The sequence below is a fragment of the Pseudomonas sp. O39 genome, assembly GCF_045447295.1.
In the GTDB taxonomy this organism is placed as follows: domain Bacteria; phylum Pseudomonadota; class Gammaproteobacteria; order Pseudomonadales; family Pseudomonadaceae; genus Aquipseudomonas; species Aquipseudomonas antarctica_A.
This window is the reverse complement of the sequence record NZ_JBJGXV010000009.1, coordinates 65,806-82,413: the sequence shown is the minus strand read 5'-3', so window position 1 is coordinate 82,413 and position 16,608 is coordinate 65,806. Positions and strand designations below refer to the sequence as shown.

The 16,608-nt window shown below is 54.1% G+C and carries 16 protein-coding genes; 7 read left to right on the top strand and 9 right to left on the bottom strand.

What is annotated here, in order from left to right:
• Positions 1-14: 14 nt before the first annotated feature.
• On the top strand, positions 15-950 hold the full coding sequence (locus ACI77D_RS14570; RefSeq protein ID WP_407016853.1) for a DNA polymerase beta superfamily protein: 936 nt from the start codon (positions 15-17) through the stop codon (positions 948-950).
• 77 nt (positions 951-1,027) lie between these two features.
• Here ACI77D_RS14570 and ACI77D_RS14565 read toward each other — a convergent pair whose 3' ends face one another.
• The gene (locus ACI77D_RS14565) at positions 1,028-1,723 is read right to left on the bottom strand and encodes a DUF1963 domain-containing protein (protein ID WP_169866135.1); all 696 of its coding nucleotides are present in this window, start codon (positions 1,721-1,723) and stop codon (positions 1,028-1,030) included.
• A 382-nt stretch (positions 1,724-2,105) separates the two neighbouring features.
• Here ACI77D_RS14565 and ACI77D_RS14560 point away from each other — a divergent pair, with 382 nt between their 5' ends.
• From ACI77D_RS14560 to ACI77D_RS14550, 3 genes are all read left to right on the top strand, one after another.
• On the top strand, positions 2,106-3,038 hold the full coding sequence (locus ACI77D_RS14560; RefSeq protein ID WP_407016852.1) for a tetratricopeptide repeat protein: 933 nt from the start codon (positions 2,106-2,108) through the stop codon (positions 3,036-3,038).
• Positions 3,039-3,483: 445 nt separating this feature from the next.
• Positions 3,484-4,047, top strand: coding sequence for a DUF6990 domain-containing protein (locus ACI77D_RS14555; RefSeq protein WP_407016851.1), 564 nt, complete (start codon positions 3,484-3,486; stop codon positions 4,045-4,047).
• Positions 4,048-4,116: 69 nt separating this feature from the next.
• Positions 4,117-5,490: a transposase gene (locus ACI77D_RS14550; RefSeq protein WP_407016850.1), complete on the top strand. Its 1,374-nt coding sequence runs from the start codon at positions 4,117-4,119 to the stop codon at positions 5,488-5,490.
• A 269-nt stretch (positions 5,491-5,759) separates the two neighbouring features.
• Here ACI77D_RS14550 and ACI77D_RS14545 read toward each other — a convergent pair whose 3' ends face one another.
• From ACI77D_RS14545 to ACI77D_RS14535, 3 genes are all read right to left on the bottom strand, one after another.
• Positions 5,760-6,752, bottom strand: a complete 993-nt coding sequence (locus tag ACI77D_RS14545) for a hypothetical protein (protein WP_407016849.1) — start codon at positions 6,750-6,752, stop codon at positions 5,760-5,762.
• Positions 6,753-7,379: 627 nt separating this feature from the next.
• Positions 7,380-8,000, bottom strand: coding sequence for a hypothetical protein (locus ACI77D_RS14540; protein ID WP_407016848.1), 621 nt, complete (start codon positions 7,998-8,000; stop codon positions 7,380-7,382).
• 106 nt (positions 8,001-8,106) lie between these two features.
• On the bottom strand, positions 8,107-9,132 hold the full coding sequence (locus ACI77D_RS14535) for a hypothetical protein (protein WP_407016847.1): 1,026 nt from the start codon (positions 9,130-9,132) through the stop codon (positions 8,107-8,109).
• 838 nt (positions 9,133-9,970) lie between these two features.
• Here ACI77D_RS14535 and ACI77D_RS14530 point away from each other — a divergent pair.
• From ACI77D_RS14530 to arr, 3 genes are all read left to right on the top strand, one after another.
• Positions 9,971-10,264, top strand: coding sequence for a hypothetical protein (locus ACI77D_RS14530; RefSeq protein ID WP_221294876.1), 294 nt, complete (start codon positions 9,971-9,973; stop codon positions 10,262-10,264).
• Positions 10,265-10,411: 147 nt separating this feature from the next.
• Positions 10,412-10,753: a hypothetical protein gene (locus ACI77D_RS14525; protein ID WP_407016846.1), complete on the top strand. Its 342-nt coding sequence runs from the start codon at positions 10,412-10,414 to the stop codon at positions 10,751-10,753.
• Between the two features lie 90 nt (positions 10,754-10,843).
• Positions 10,844-11,260 (top strand): NAD(+)--rifampin ADP-ribosyltransferase, encoded by a 417-nt coding sequence (arr, locus tag ACI77D_RS14520; protein WP_221294875.1) that lies wholly within the window; start codon positions 10,844-10,846, stop codon positions 11,258-11,260.
• A gap of 371 nt (positions 11,261-11,631) precedes the next feature.
• On the opposite strand, the gene ACI77D_RS14515 is transcribed toward arr, so the two are convergent.
• From ACI77D_RS14515 to ACI77D_RS14495, 5 genes are read right to left on the bottom strand one after another with little or no spacing between them, the layout of a single operon-like run.
• On the bottom strand, positions 11,632-11,886 hold the full coding sequence (locus ACI77D_RS14515) for a hypothetical protein (RefSeq protein WP_064452586.1): 255 nt from the start codon (positions 11,884-11,886) through the stop codon (positions 11,632-11,634).
• Between the two features lie 12 nt (positions 11,887-11,898).
• Positions 11,899-12,420, bottom strand: coding sequence for a GNAT family N-acetyltransferase (locus tag ACI77D_RS14510; RefSeq protein ID WP_221294873.1), 522 nt, complete (start codon positions 12,418-12,420; stop codon positions 11,899-11,901).
• 32 nt (positions 12,421-12,452) lie between these two features.
• Positions 12,453-13,874, bottom strand: a complete 1,422-nt coding sequence (locus ACI77D_RS14505; RefSeq protein ID WP_407016845.1) for an efflux transporter outer membrane subunit — start codon at positions 13,872-13,874, stop codon at positions 12,453-12,455.
• The gene (locus ACI77D_RS14500) at positions 13,871-15,439 is read right to left on the bottom strand and encodes a DHA2 family efflux MFS transporter permease subunit (protein ID WP_221294871.1); all 1,569 of its coding nucleotides are present in this window, start codon (positions 15,437-15,439) and stop codon (positions 13,871-13,873) included. Before ACI77D_RS14500 ends, ACI77D_RS14505 begins: the two co-directional genes overlap by 4 nt.
• Positions 15,432-16,541 (bottom strand): HlyD family secretion protein, encoded by a 1,110-nt coding sequence (locus ACI77D_RS14495; RefSeq protein WP_407016844.1) that lies wholly within the window; start codon positions 16,539-16,541, stop codon positions 15,432-15,434. The genes ACI77D_RS14500 and ACI77D_RS14495 overlap by 8 nt, the downstream gene beginning before the upstream one ends.
• Positions 16,542-16,608: the final 67 nt, after the last annotated feature.

Below are 16,608 nucleotides of genomic sequence, written 5' to 3'. Positions count from 1 at the left end.
GTTCCTATCATTAGATGGACTCAAGCGTACTAGTTGCCTATCAGCCCTTCCAGCTCGGCCTTTCCAATCAGAAAGTCAGTTATCGGCCAGAAGCGGTCACTGGACAGCTTGCTCCTGAAAAAGTAGCGTGCGATCTAAATGTCACTAATTGGAGTTCCCTCGTGGTTTCTATGGACGTTCAGGAAGAAGTTAGAGGCCGGCTACGCCGCGCAGAAGGCGAGCACGATGTAAAAATGCTTTTAGCTATTGAATCAGGAAGTCGTGCTTGGGGATTCGCCTCTCCCAACAGCGACTATGACGCACGCTTCATCTATGTGAATAAACCCGAGTGGTATCTCGCTGTCGGCCTTGAGGAGCAGCGCGACGTTATCGAATACCCCATCATTGACGACATGGACATCAATGGCTGGGATCTACGAAAGGCACTTAGGCTATTTTGGAAGTCTAATCCAGGCTTTGTGGAGTGGATACAGTCGCCCATCATCTACGAGCATACCGGCTCCTTTCACAAGCGGGCCAAGGAGTTACTTCCGCAGGTGTATTCGGTAGAAAGCGGTATCTACCATTATCGCAGCATGGCTAAAACTAACTACAGGGGGTACTTGCAGGCGCCTTATGTTCCTCTGAAAAAATACTTTTATGTACTACGCCCTTTGTTATCGATACGGTGGCTAGAGCAGTTTGAAACGCCTGCTCCTATAGAGTTTGACAAGCTGCGCGGCGTCATCGAAAGGGAGCCCGAATTCCAGCGTGCCATTGATGATTTGCTTGCCGTCAAGCGTGCGTCTCCGGAGATGGGGTTATCGCCTCAGATCACGCCCATCCAGCAATTCATTGAGCGTGAGCTCAATAGACTAGAATCCATTAAGCCGACCCGTAGCGAACGCAAAGAAGTTGAGCCGTTGCTTTCCGAACTTTTTCGCTCGGTGCTCAAAGAAACCTGGGGATGATAGGTGGAAAAGGGGACAGATTTATTTCTAGGAAAAATAAACCTGTCCCCCTTTTCGTGCATTGCGCGCTCTAAACCTTAGTAAAAGTCATAATAAAGCGCCCATTCGCCGGTTTCGATGTGCTTCCAGAACATGAGGCTGCCGCTGTCGATCACATTCAGGCCGATCTTTGCGTCTGACGAAATCTGAAAGACAAACTCAAAACCTTCACCTGGATCCACCCCCGCCTGGCAGAACGACGGATAGCCGCCGATCTTGTGCGCGTAGGTGTGGGTGATCAGGTCGTAATAGCTCTGTATTTCGCCCGCACGTTCCAGTTTGAGAACTGCTTGTTCAACATCTGCCGGCAAGCCACCGCCATCCCACAGAGGGAAATCCTGCGGCACCGTCTGGGCTTTTAGCGGGAAGGCTTTGAGAAATGAGCCCTCCACCGGCAGCGCTTTGCGCACTAACACATCCAGCGGCCCATATTCGCGGATCACCCAGTTATTGCCCATGGGCTCAAAATGCTCGGGAAACGGGTTTGAGATAAAAACCGTCAGGACACGAACCCCTTTCAGTAGCGAGCTAGTGAAGGGAAGGGCGGGCAGGTAAAACTGTGCATAGGGGAGCAGCTGTTGCCCTGCCTGATTGGTGGGCACGCCTTCGTCGGGGCGGAACAGGAAGACGTTACCCAGCCAGCTTTCTTCGTCTGTGCCAAGAGGACGAAAGCCGCCGGCACTGAATTTTATGGCAGGGCGTGCCAGGCGTTGCTTGATTTCTGAAGTGTCCATGGAAATGGTGCGTTTCCTTTTTTGTTATCGGGCGTAAACGCTACAGCAGGTGGTCTTGTATGCTGTTCTCGGGCGACTAGTGGGCCTAGTGTAGATCTTCGTGACCGGCAGAAAACGGCCAAAAGCAGCCAAAAGCGGCTCCTTGACCGCCGATTAGCCGGGCGGCTCGTTACTTCTCGTGCGAACAACTCTGGAGTCCACCGTCACTCATTCGTTAGTGCTCAATATTTGCGGGCTTCACGTGCGACAGGTAGGATCCGCCCCATCTACCTACTGCGCTAACGCGTTCGCCAGGCTACCCATGGATCGCCCGCACGAGCTACCGCCGTGCATGTATGGACACAGGTAAAGCATGACTCGAAACCTCGCATCGATTGGCCTAATGTTCGCCCTGGCCGGTTGCCAGAGCCCCAACGACATGGGCAAGAGCACCGCCGACTACATCAAGGCGGCACGGCAGACTCCGATGGAACGCTACCTCAAAGAACAGCGCAACCGTTACGAGCCGCTTGGCACCTTCGATTACACGCGGGACGACAACCAGAGCAACGCCTGCCGTGAAGCCATTTACAGCAGGGATGTTGCACCCGCTAGTATGGAGATGGTCAAGGGAAGCAGCGATGCTGGTAATGCGATGTGCCGGCATGTGCTCGGCACGTTTTACGAGAGCGGCAACGGCGTCACTCAGAACATCGGTATGGCCCGCGGTCTGTATCTCGAAGCGGCAAAGGATGACCCTTACGCCTATGTCGAACTCGGGCGCATGGCGCGCGACGGGGTGGGCGAGCCAGCTGATTGGATTAAAGCCCGTGATTACTACCGACTGGGGGGACGATCTGGTGCGGTGGCACTGGGTGGGATGATGGAGCACGGACAGGGCGGTGCGCACGATGTGCCCGGGGCCTTGAAGCTTTACATTGACGCGACGCAGAAGTATGGCGACAAAGCTTGGCAGGCGATACAGCCACTGTTGGCGCGAGGGCTCGAACTCGACGCCGGGCAAGTGCAGAAGTACAACCGGTTGTGGACCGAACGATTTGTACGCGAGCAGCGCAACCGCTTGTTGATGTCTACGGTGTTCCAGCATGTTAAGGCATCCGGTCAGACCTTCACGGTCACCGTGCTTTACCGGTTCACGGCTGGGCAGCCCCGTTCCAAGGCCTATCTGGTCAAGAGCTGCGGCGATCCGGTTATCGACAGTCTTGTGGTGTCGGCAGTGGACAGCCTACCCATGCAGGATCCCTACCTGGTGCCGGCGGGCGAGGACATTCCGCCCATCCAGGTGCCTGTCGTATTAATGCCAACTGCTGGTTGAAGCCTTGTGTTGCCATTGCTGACCTCATCACTGGCAAGCCGGCTCCTGAACAGTCCAAACTTCGAGAGTAGCGTGGGAGCGGACTTGCCCCGCGATGAGACCGGTTCAGGCAACGCTGCGGCCAGCCTACACTCAAGAGCGCTGCTACAGCCGTCAGATATGAATGAAGGCAAGCGCAGCGCGCATGACTGCGTCCGCTCTTTCTTCTGCACCTGACCTAGTACCCAATCCAGCAACCTGCGCCCGGCATCAAGCTCGGAGCTCACCGGCCAATGCTTCGGGTTAGCCCCAGTAGCGAACGTCTGCTATTGGCCGATTCTGTTGAAAAAGTAGGTCTCCTGTCGATCTGTAGCGCGCGGCCAGCTAAAGCAGGGTGGCTAGAAAGCGCCCCCTTGAGAGCCTAAGAAACCAGTATCATCCGATAGGTGATATCGAGAGCAGAACCATGACAGAGAAAGAGGCATGTGCGATTTTGCAAGCACAAGGTTGGGCCTGTGGAAAGGATGAGGTAAGTGACCGCTTTTGCATCAAGTGTTTGGGCGAGATCCAAGTCCAGATCATTCCGACTATAGGGAAGCGCTCGGATCATTTTAGAGTTTCGTTCACGCCCTCCATCTCCTCGACAGCGTTTTCGGATGCTGTCGCGTTCATCTTTGGGGAGAGAAAATATTTTTCACCTGTCATCGTAAGCAACGAAACGCCCCAGAAGTTAGAGACCATTGGCGCTGACGATGTAGTCGAGCTATCTGACAGGGCGTTATCTTGGGCTCAGAATCAAGATATAGATGCGGGCCTGGCGCTCTACAGGTCTTTACCTACAGACGCCAAAGGAGCAATGCCACTCAGGCATCTAGCTGCACTAGCAATTGCGCAAGATGTCGATCAGTTAGAGGATTACAAAAAAAGCTTTGAAAAGGGCGAAAGGCTGGGGTTCGTCCCATACATCACCGTTGAAATGATTGAGCGCTCGCTGCTGATTGCGCAGGGAAACGCTCCCAAGGTTAACTGATTCCCTGAGTAGCTCCATCGACTGATCTGCGGCAAAATCACTCCATCGGCCAGCGGGAGAGTACGCAGCATGATGGGACAGTTATCGAGTGGGCAGGATCGGCTGTTTTACTCGTTCAACCTTGAAGACCACATCCCAAAAAATCATCTTCTGCGCAGCATTGATCGGTGCCTCGATCTGAGCGACCTGCGCCACTACCTCGCCGATTTCTATAGCCCAATTGGGCGTCCTTCGATTGATCCTGAGTTGATGATCCGCATGCTAGTCGTGGGCTATTGCTATGGCATTCGCTCCGAACGGCGCTTGTGTGAAGAGGCTCATTTGAACTTGGCGTATCGCTGGTTCTGCCGGTTGAGCCTTGAGGATGAAGTACCTAATCACTCTACGTTTTCCAAGAATCGACACGGCCGTTTCCGGGACAGCGATCTGTTTCGCTGGTTTTTTAATGAAGTGCTGCATCGCTGCATGGACGCGGGTCTGGTCAAGGGCGAAGGCTTTGCCGTGGACGCCAGCATCATCAAGGCGGACGCGAGTCGGCAACATGGAGCGCCTAGCGATGAAGAGATCAACTGGCGCGACCCGTCTCTGAGCGCTCGTGCTGTCCGTGAATACCTCGAAGCACTCGATGAGGAGGCGCTCGCTGAAGCTCTTCCCAAGCGCTTATCGCTGACTGATCCTTTAGCCCGTTGGACGGCCGCCCCGGGTGGCCCAGCGTTTTTCGCCTATTCCACGAACTACCTGATTGATGTCGAGCATGGCGTGATCATGGATGTAGAACCGACACCGGCTCATCGAACGGCTGAGGTCGAGAGTACCAAAACCATGATTGATCGAGTCGAAGAGTTGTTCGACATCAAACCGGATCGCTTAATCGGTGACACCGCATACGGCACAGCACCGATGTTGGCCTGGATGGTGGAAGAGAAAGATATCGAACCGCATGTGCCGGTGTGGGACAAAACCGAGCGCAAGAACGACAGTTTTTCGAGCACCGATTTCCACTGGAATGACGAGGCTGAGGAGTACTCCTGCCCGGCCGGCAACCCATTGCGCAGCGAATGGCGAGCCTTCAAAAATGAGCGCTCACACGTCACCAAAGCCAACACCATCATCTTCCGATCCAGACAGACCGACTGCGCGACGTGTCCGATGAAAACCAAGTGCTGCCCGAACACTGCGTTTCGTAAGATCGCCCGCTGCGTCCATGAAGCTGCTCGGGATACGGCCCGGCGCATTGCAGTAACTCCGTCGTATCAGCGCTCTCGCCACGAACGTAAAAAGGTCGAAATGTTGTTTGCCCACCTCAAACGCATCCTGAAATTGGATCGCTTGCGACTACGTGGCATGAGTGGCGCGACGGATGAATTCACGCTGGCCGCTGCGGTGCAGAACCTACGACGGCTGGCCAAATTTTCATCTCAAGGGCCACCAGTCACGGGATAGGTGCGCCTGCACCAAGCAAAAAACCTCAAATTAACCCAATAACAGAGCAGCAACGGTCAACGAAGGGCCGAAAAACCACTCAATGTGGTGAGTAGGCTCTCCAGTGGTGTCGTGCCTGAGTTTAGGCGATCTGAAAATCCGACTTTTTCAACAGAATCGGCCGAAAGCAGTCCGTCAGAATAATTCATATTGCCCATTATTAGGCTTCCCTACAGCCACCAGGAAATACGCCAGCCTAGCCTGGAGCGCACAATGAGATCCACGAAAAGTCAGGTGACGCCGGCCAGCTGTCGCTTGGACGGAGGCGCCGGGCTAAGTTTATGCGTGACATAGGTCATAATGCGTGTTGCATCGCGGGGATGTGGTTTGGTCGACTCGGTGGTTTTCCCCCGCCTCCACAGGCCAAACATGATGAGCTGCGAACCCGCTGGAAATGTCTGCAGCCAGACGCCATCCTCATGACTCACGCTAACTTCAAAATACTCTTGACGATTTGGATCATCGGTGCGGTTGTATTGAGATTCGCAGTTCAGGTAAGTCGTAGTGTAGGTGGCGCTGGCAGGTGGCGATCTGTGGGATTTGACAGTGCCCAGCAGCGCCAACGGCATATCGAGTTGAGCTCCAGGTGCCAACTTGTCCCAGACTTCGTCATAACGCCCGGACTCAAAGAAAAAGTCTTGCCACGTTAACGTGTGTTCACCAAAGCGCAATGTCAGTTGCGCTGCCAGAAGCTCATCGTCATCGCAGGCTGCACGCAAAGCAAGCAAGTCGGTGGTAGTGCGCAGATAGCTGTCGAGTTGTTGGTGGGTTGCACGAAATCCTGTCGGGCGTTGTGGCGAGTTACCAGTGACGGATGGCGGTGGTGTGGCTGCATTGCCTGAGGCCCCTTTGTCTTTCAACCCTCGATGGAGAATCAGTAGGCGCAGTTCGCGTTTACCATCGTCCAGCGCATGCATGAAGTTGGGGTCGGAGGCAGCAGCAAGGATCAACTTAAGGCGCCCGGGCGCGTCGTAGCGGCAGCCTAGAATATGCTCAGACCCTCGGCTCAGTCCGATATAGGCCGGCACATGAATGGGTTCAACCCGATCTATTCGATTTTTCGTGTGTCGTTTTACAAATCGAACGGCGCTGCCACAGTTGGGGCTGTCACAGAACAGCGCCGGTGTCGCCAGGTTGTTGTCATGTTGTGTTTGTAGACTATCGACAGAGTGGCGGGCACCGCGTGCATCCACAGCAGACAACATCTTTATGCCTTTACTCATCCGTAGGAACTCCCTGTTTGGCGGGATGGGGCCCAGTATCTTATCCGCTGGTCATGACGAAGCAACATCGTAATGCGCTTGGCGATGAGAGCCGGGTCAATCTGCTCGATTGGCAGGACGTCGGGAAGAGCTAAAAACAGTTCCGCAACTCAAATCGGACACCCTTGCCCGCTTGAGTTTCAGGGCCTTAGCAGTCAAAGCACTGCGGAATAGATTGTTATTTAAGATATTGTTTTATAAGTAAATAGTCGTGGATTGCAAATCCGCCTACGCCGGTTCGATTCCGACCTCGGCCTCCACTCTTAGAAACCCCGTAGATTAACGTCTACGGGGTTTTTTATTGGGCGCAGGAAAGTTAGAAGGCAATGGGCTGCCGTCATTTTCAAAGAGAATAGTGGTCTGACCCTGAGGGATCCCCTCACGGGTCTGGCAGAAAGCGTTCTCCAGCTATTCAACACTTCGAGCAGAATTTTGCGGTGCATGGACCATGAGGCCGAGGAACGGCAGAATGTGATTACCACGCCCCTCTTGACCTGCCCCGATATTTCGAGACAAGCACTCGTTGAAGGGTAGATAGCATTCGCACTCACTGGAATGTGCCTTTTTGTGAAGAATCAACATCGTTAGTTAAGATGTTTTTTGGTTCATATGCGTTTCGAATTTTCTTCCGTAGTGGCTTCGATATTCGATGGTGAAAAATATTTCCTTCGCTAGCTTTCTAGCAATTTCTCTTCCTTCCATAAAGCTACGACCATTGGTGGGGATATTTACCTCGAACAATATTTTTTCTGAGCTTTTATCGATCCCCTCGTCTTTAGATAAGTACATCGCAATAACTTCTGATTTACCTTTATCAGGTGTTAAATTATTTACGAGTTTTAAGAAATCTACAAAGGTGCTATCGGCATCCAGTATTTTAACGCCGCCTATGCTTAATGAATATTTTTCAATAATAGCAGGACCAAACCCCGTGTTTTTGACAGAGACACGAAAGGTCTGAAATCCATTTTTAAGGGTGCTATTGAATTGTCTATCGACTATAAGCTGGGGTTTTATCTGAAGTTCATTGTGAGTTCGTACGGCATAGAAATGGTGAATTGTTATGAATAAGGAGAGTGTGGCAATAAATATGCTAATCGTCACGCCCATAGGTAACTGCCATCCGAGATCCCAAGATTGACCAAAAAGGAAGCCGAAAATGAAAATTAGTAAAGAGGTTAAAAAGAGAGGAGCAAAAAATATTTGCATTGTGACAGATACCTTGCGGTTGAAGTGGTAATCTCGGAGAGCAGATTGTCTTAAAATCAGATGTTAAGAATGCCTGTTAGATAGTACGTTATGAATGTTAACTCATTCATTGTTTTTTATTGGTTAGCACAGTTTTTAAAGTGTTCAAAGCATTTGTATTTGTCTGATTACTGAGTCGCTCTCGCTCTAGGTCAATCGTTGTCTGGCCTTTATTTAAAACAAAATTTCTTTCGGTTTTTGATAATGTGTTTATAATTTGATTAATTGGTTTTGGGGCTTTATTGTTGATCGCGATGTTCGTCGCTATTTGTTTTGATTCGATATTGGTAATTTCATTTTGAAAATATTTAATTTCGGATAGGCTTTGCTTGTAGAGTCGCAGAAAAAAGTAAGCAAATACTTCGATGAGTAATACTAATGAAACTCTGGGAATGAAATGAACTAGCAATTCTTCGGGGGATTGTGTACTTGGGGAGTTAAATACTGAGTACGCTAATGCACTCAGGCCAATCAGAGTGGTCATAATTCCTAGAAAGAGATTTAAATTACCACGTTTCGCTAAATTATCAATTTCTAAAGACAGTCTAAGAGTGGTTTTGCTGAACTGATCCTCAAGTACAACAGCTTTTGTTGTGTTTGTAAGTATCTGCTTTATGCCTGAGATGTAATCGCTCAGAGCTTCGGATTCCAACTTTGCTTGTATGTTGCTGATTACTCTTTCTTTATCCTGCGTAGTAAAATTTTGAGTTTCATTTTTTTGTTGTTGACGCAATAACAAGCGTAATTCGAAGAGCTGTTTTTCCACGCTCTTAAGTCTGTTTAGGTTGTCGGGTGTATTGGAGTCGTTTTTGACTCTCGTTGATGGTTCTAAATAATTGAGTATGGCGGCGCCTAAGCTTATTGCCATAATGGATATAATGATTAATGTGCTATTAAATGAGTTCACTAAAGAAGGGTTGATTATTTTTAGTGTTGCAAAGATGAATATAAGGCAAAATATTAAAAATATAAGCCAGGTGAGCATTTTTCGTCTTTTGTTTTTTATGATAAATCTTTCGTACTCTTCGCCTATGTCTTCGTTAAGGATGTTGCTTTTAATTCGGTCGTACAGGCGGTGTTCGTTTGCGTCCATAGTTTTGTGATAATCCTTTTTCGTGGTGTTGGTCTATCTTGCAAAATAGTGTTTTTAAGTTAGTGCTATTTAATCTTGAAGTTTAGCTATTGGTAGGTCGCTTAACGCTGCTGCAGCATAATGGCGGTGTGCCATTTTTACAAGTGTGATCGTCAGCTGCCCTCACCCGTGAAAAACGTCTGACGCTTCTAATCGTAAGCCTTTCGGAGCTAGGTGCCCAGGCCCAAGTTGAACAGTGTGAGTGGCCTAGCCAGTAGCCGGTTTAAGTAGGCGGCAATCGGTTGGTAGGAAGCCAGTAGAAGGGGAGAAGGTTCCCAAACTAAAAAAACCACTTGCGATATGTGGGGTTTCAACCGGGTCGGTGGTCGCGAGTAATCAAACAGCGGTGACTTTGAGAGCTGCAGCAGCTTGACTTTAAAGGGCAGTCTTGAAGTCGACGAATGCGAGCACACTTTTATGGGGAATCTATGTTTTCAGCTAGATTGATCTGTTATTTAGCGCGCATTATTGGGTCGTTGGGACATGAGAGGGGGGACCAGATATAGTTCCGCAACCCTACGCGGCCTGCAGGGAATATCTGAGCTGCGCTCGCATGAAAATAGCGGAGATGCGGAACTTTAATCGATCCAATAAATTGATTTATATAAGAAATATCGTGGATTGCAAATCCGCCTACGCCGGTTCGATTCCGACCTCGGCCTCCACTCTTAGAAACCCCGTAGATTAACGTCTACGGGGTTTTTTATTGGGCGCAGGAAAGTTAGAAGGCAATGGGTTGCCGTCATTTTTCACTGTTCAACGTTACCGGCAGCAGCGAGCAGGGTAGGTATACAACGGTGTGAAAAACCTCGGCTATGGTTGTTGCTCATTAGGCGAGGGTATAGATATGCGCAGCAGATCCAAGCAGCACACAGACATTTCCGACTATAAGGAATTTGACATCGCTGTACGCATTACCGGTCCATCCGACAAGAACACTGACGAAGGTTTCACCGTCACTATCAGTATCAGCAAAAACGGGCACGAGGTCATTCCGACGTTTAGAGAATCCGACATCTTGCACAAAGCCTATGAGGATGCGCTGAGTATTGGAATCACGATGGCGAGACAAGAGATCGATAAGTTGGATTGAGCCTCAACTGAAAAGCGAGGTCAGGCTACTTTTTCAAAGAAAATAGTGGTGTGACCCCGTTTGCTGCTGTGTGTAGTTCAAAAAATAAAATTATGGGGCGAGGTGGTGAGGTGCTATGTACATTCGTTGCTATCTTGGGGGATGAAAATGAAAACTTGCTTGGTGCTTTTAGTGATAGCGATGCTTGCAGGGTGTGCAGACAGCGGACCTATGAAAGTTGGGCCTGATACTTACACCATCTCGACGAGAGTTCCTTTCGGTGGTCCCGCCTCTGCAAAAGGCCAGGCGCTGAAAGAGGCGAACGTATTTTGTGAGTCTCAGGGACGAGAAATCATGCTTGACCATATGCAGGCGAGCGAGTGTGCATTGCACGGTGGCTGTGGAGAGGCGGAAATATTTTTCTTTTGCCTGGCCAAAGGTGACCCCCAGTTGAAACGCCAAAAATACAGCCCCGATCCAACGCAGAAGATTGAGATTGATCAGCGCTGATGCGAAGCCACGAACAGGTCCTGGCTTTGGCGTAAAAACGGGCCAGACCCTATGCTTGACCTCGCCATTCATCCACGGAGCACCAAGCCCATGTCAAACACGGCCAGCATGTTCACCCGCCAGTTCTTTCATGGCACACGGGCAGACCTGGAGCCAGGCGACTTGATTCGCGTCGGCTACCCATCCAACTTCACGGAAGGTGAGCCGCTGTCCTGGGTATATTTCGCGGGCACGCTGGATGCTGCAATCTGGGGCGCTGAACTGGCGCTTGGCAGCGGGGCAGAGCGGATTTATGTCGTAGAGCCAACGGGGTCAATGATGGATGATCCCAATTTGACGGATAAGAAATTTCCCGGAAATCCCACGCTGTCCTATCGTTCCGCCGAACCACTGCGGGTTGTTGCCGAGGTGACGAAGTGGCAAGGGCATTCGCCCGACCGTTTGCAGCAGATGAAGGACAACCTCGCCCGTTTGAAGGCGGAAGGCGGCGACGTCATCATCGACTGAAAAAACGGGGTCAGACTAAATTTTCAAAGAGAATAGCCGTCGTTAAAGTGAGTGGCAGGGTGTTCTGCTGATCAACAAGGAGTGTGGGAGTGGTCAGTAAAAAACTTGACGCGTTCCGGGCGTGGTTCACCCCCAAGCGTCGACGGCATGCAGGAGGCGCTTTGCTTATTGCCTCGTTGGTCGGTCCCTTTTTATACCCAAGCGGTTATTGGGTCAGCGTGATGACGTCTGGGATCATATTTTTCTTCAGCGCGTGGCCGTCCGTCGCTCACGATAAGTCTTGAAACGGCGCTCAAACCTCTTCTGTCCGAGCCCTCGCAAGCGCTATCTCGCCGGTAATCGCCGCGCGGGCCTAAGCAACCGGGCATTGTTCACGGGGCTTCTGCCCGGACGATACGGTGCACTTTGACCTCTTCTGCGTACACACCAAGCTTTTCCTGTTGAGCCACCAACAGCGCGCACACTTTCATCAGCGCCACGGCTTCATCCGGCGTTCTGCCACTTTGCGCCATGGCCGTCAGCTCAACCACCGACCAGCCGATAACAGCGGTCGCGTCTTCAAGGTCGTAAAACAGTTCCTGCTGAGCCGTTCTGGGCCCGTCGAGCCCATGGATCAATTCTTCCATTTGTTTCCCCATTTACGGCTTCAATTCAAGCGCCATCACCACCATTCCGATTTCAGCCAGGTCCGTACTGAACGGGATTTCGCCGATGCGTTGAAACCCGACCGTCTCATAAAAGCGCTGCGCATTTGCATTGGTTTTGAGCACGTCCAGCCAAAGCAAGCGTTCCCCGCGCTGGGCGGCTTTTTCACGAATGAACTGCAACAGTCGTTTTCCGTAACCCATCCCCGCGGCGGATTTCAGGAAGTAGATTTTCTGCAGTTCTGCACCCACTTCACCGGTTAAAGGCGCAGGCGTTGACCAGTTGACCTTGGCAAATCCAACGGCCTTGCCACGTTCGTCTGAAGCAATCAGCCAGACCTGCCTTTCGGGCAATTCGAGTGACCGGCCCAGTGCACTGGCTGAGAAGTCTTGATCGAGGAAACCCTGCATGCCGGCAGGAGACCATAACGTCGAAAAATGTTCGCGGTAGGTCTCGCAACCGACTTCGCGCAGCGTATCAATATCGGCGTTAGTCGCTTCACGAATGTGGATCATGTACTTCCCTGGTTGATGAGTTTGCAGCCCTTTTACAGCGTCCAGCCTAACCCAAGCGCTTTATGCAGGGAGGCGAAATCCTTGAGCAACTCCGCATCCCCTGAAATCCGACTCTCTTGCGCCTGGTAGCGTGTACGTTCCGCATCCAGCCAGTCGAGCGTACTCGCCGTGCCGGCACGATAACGCTGGCGTGTCAGGTCGGATGCACGCACTGCCGACGATTCTACATTGCGCAACAGCACGACATTCTGGCGTTGATGACCATAGCGCGCCAACGCCACATCCGCATCGCGCAGCGCACTCAGCACCACGCGCTTGTACTGCGCAAGCGCCTCATCACGTCCGGCCTCTGCGCCGTTGACACTGGCAGCAACGCGGCCGAAGTCCAGGGCGTTCCAGGTAATCCGCGGCAGGATCAACCAAGTGCCGTTGTCCTTGCGCGCAAGGTGCCCAGGGTCGCTGGCCGAAAAGGACAGGTCGCCCATCAGGCTGAGTTTGGGAAACCAATCGGCGGTTTTTTCACCGATCTGCGCCGTGCTCGACGCCAGTTTGCGCTCGGCCATGCGGATGTCCGGGCGGGCCTTCAAGAGGGCCGCCGGGTCGGCAACGGGCACGGCGCTGGGGATGGCGGGCAGGGCGCGGGCCGTGGCGAGCTGGCTGTCCACGTCGCCGGGTTCCAGGCCACAGAGCAGGCTGAGTTGGTCGAGGGACTCGACGATGGCGGCTTGCAGTGGCAAACGCTGAGCCTGGGTGTTTTCGGCTTGGGTCAGTACCTGCTCCAGTTGCAGTTGCGAGGCAACGCCCCGGTCGCGGCGTTGCTGGGTGAGGTCCAGGGCCTGGTTTTCGATGTCGATGCTGGCTTCGACCAGCGCAAGACGGGCTTGTTGGTCGCGCAGGTCGGTGTAGGCCTGGACGATTTCGGCGGCGAGTTGCACTTGAGCATCGGCCAGTTGCGCCTCGCTCGCGTCGGCTTCTGCCTGGGCTGCTTCGACGGCACGCCGGGTGCCGCCGGACAGGTCAGCTTCCCAGCTGGCGTCGAAACCGGCGAGGTACAGGCTCAATGGGCCTCGGCCGCCGCCACTGCTGCCACCCAGTGCCGAGGTGTCGGGCGAGCGTAGTTTGAGCATTGCCGCGTCGCCCGTGACCTTGGGCATCGCGTTGGCGTGTGCGCCGCTGAGGCTGGCGCGGGACTGTTTTAAACGTGCCTGGGCGGTAGCTATGTCCGGGCTGTTTTGCAGGGCCTTGGCGACCAGTTCATTGAGTTGCGTATCGCCGAGTGTCCGCCACCATTGCGCTACTGCGGGCGTGGCCGAGGCAGTGTTATCGGCATGGGGCAAATGCCCGGCCGCCAGGGTTTTCGGCGCAACATTGGGCGCGCCATGGTAGTCCGGGCCTACGGTGCAGGCGGACAGCAGCGCAACGCTCAGTAGGACGGGAAGGGTGCGAGGAATCATCGTGGTACCGTGCGCTTTTTCAGGATGAAGATCAGGGGCAGGCACGCCAGCATCGCGAGTCCCAGTAGATAAAACGAGTCGTTGTAGGCCATCACCGAAGCCTGTCGCGCAATGTCATTGGCCAGTTGCGCAAAGGCTTGTAACTGTGAGGTGGACGCATCGCCGGTTTGTGCCAGGTAGCTGGCGGCGCTGCTCGCCATATGGTCCTGGGCCAATTGGCTGTTGGCCTGGATGCCTTCGCGCAACATGTCGTCGTGAAAATGGCTGCGCCGGTCCATCAGCACGCCCAGCAATGCCAGCCCGATGGTGCCGCCGAGGTTGCGCGACATGTTGTAGAGCCCGGCGGCATCACCGGCATCGCGGGTCTCCACTGAGCGCATCGATAGCTGGCTGAGAGGCATCATCACCAGAATCTGCCCGAAGCCACGCAGCAGTTGGGACCAAACGAAGTCATGGCCGACGCTGTCCGTCGTGAGTGTGGTGTCGACGAAGCAACTGGCCCAATACAGCAACAGGCCGGCACCGACCATCCAGCGCAGGTCATAGCGGCCGAGCATCCTGGGCAAGACCGGCATCAGCAGAAACGCCGGAATCCCCGACAACAACATGATGGCGCCCGCCTGTTGAGCGTTGTAGCCGGAGACAATGCCGAGGAACTGCGGCACCAGGTACGCCGTGCCATAGATCCCGGCACCCACGGCGGTACCGATCAGCAGCACGCTGCCAAAGCTTTTGTTGAGCACCAGTTGCAGGCGCAGGATCGGCGTACTCGACCTGAACTGGCCGACGGCAATCAGGAAGAACCCGGTCACGGTGGCGATGCTCAGCCAGATAATCAGCAGCGAATCAAACCAGTGTTCACGCTGGCCTTCTTCCAGCACCACAGTGAGCGAACTCAGGCCCATGGCCAGGCCGAGAATGCCCAGCCAGTCGGCGCTGATAAAGCGTTGCAGGTTCATCCGTTCGGTTGGCAGGCCGGTGATCAGCAAGGTAATCAGGGCGACGCTGATGGGCAGGTTGAGAAAGAAACACCAGCGCCAGTTGATGTTTTCCGTGAGCCAGCCGCCAATCACCGGGCCCAGCAAGGGGCCGAGAATCACGGTCATGCCGAACATCGTCGTGCCGATCGCCAGTTGGTGCGGGGGCAGGCGGGTACGCACGATGGTCTGGGCGGTCGGGATCATTGCGCCGCCGGCAAACCCCTGGCCGATGCGCCCGGCGATCATCGCGCCAAGGCTTGAGGACAGGCCGCAGAACATCGAAAACGCCGTGAACATCAAGGCGGTGCCAATCAGGAATCGGCGCAAGCCGAATACGCGGGTCAGCCAGGCGGCGAGGGGAATCATGACGATTTCCGACATCAGGTAGCCGGTGGCGATCCACGTGCCTTCGGTGCCGGTCGCGCCGATCTGGCCCTGGATCTGCGGAAGTGCCGAGTTGGTAATCGATACGTCCAGCGTCGCCAGCAAGGCGCCCAGCGCTCCGGCGGCGACGGCGATCCAGTCGGTCAGCGAGGCGTTGCGCGGCTTTTCTGCGACCGCATCGGCCATCAGCGCCTCAGCCATGATTGGCATCTGCGGCGTGGGTGCGGGTGTCGACTTCAACGGTCGCCGACAGGCCTGGCATCAATGCCGCACGCAGGTCATCCGGTATATCCAGGGCAATGCGCACCGGTACACGCTGCACGATTTTGGTGAAGTTACCGGTGGCATTCGACGGCGGCAGCAAAGCGAACTGCGCGCCGGTGCCGGGAGACAGGCTGTCGATATGCCCCTGCAGATTGCGCCCCGGCAATGCATCCACATGCACCGTGACGGACTGCCCGGGGCGCATTTCGCCGATCTGGGTTTCCTTGTAATTGGCCGTGAGGTAAATCGCGCTGATCGGCACCACCGTCAACAGGCGGGTGCCCGGTTGCACGTACTGGCCGACACGCACGCCCCGATCGGCCACACGCCCATCCAGCGGGCTGCGAATCACCGCATCATCGACATCCAGTTGGCTCTGCGCCTCACTGGCCTTGGCCACGCCGAGTTGCGCCTGTGCCTGTTTGAGTTGGGCCTCAAGCGTGCCGTAGCGGGTCTGGCTGGAACGCAAAGCTGCTTGTTTGGCAGCCACGGTGCTGCGCGCTTGAGCTAATTGGTTGTTGAGTTGCGCCAGGCGCTCTTGCGGCTCGGCGCCCGAGCGGGCCAACGGCGCGTAGCGCGCAACTTCGGTTTGAGCATGTTGCGCATCGGCTTGTGCGCCTTGCAATTGGGCGCGGGCCTCGGCGATGGTCGAGTCCTGTTGCACCAGGTCGGCCTGGGCTTTGGCGTAGTCGGCATTGCGTGCGGCAATCGTGGCCGACGCTTCATCGCTGACCGCCTGGTACTTGCGCGCATCCAGGCGCACCAGCACGTCGCCGCGCTTCACGTTCTGGTTGTCGCTGACCAGCACGTCGGCCACATAGCCGTTGATCTTGGGTGCCACGCTGATGCTGTCGGCTTGCAGGTAGGCGTCATCAGTGGTCTCGATGAAGCGCCCGGTGAGCCACCACCAGGCGGCCCAGCCCAGGCCGATCAACAGCGCGACGGTGGCAATGCCCAGGAGTATGCGTCGCGCCTTGCTGCGCTGGCCATTGACGGTGTCTTCAGGAATGACCTGAGGGGAGGGAGGTGCAGCGGACATCGGGTCACTCCAGTTTTATAACGGATGGAATAAATTCTATTTTTCGCGAATTTTTGTCAACTGGTAT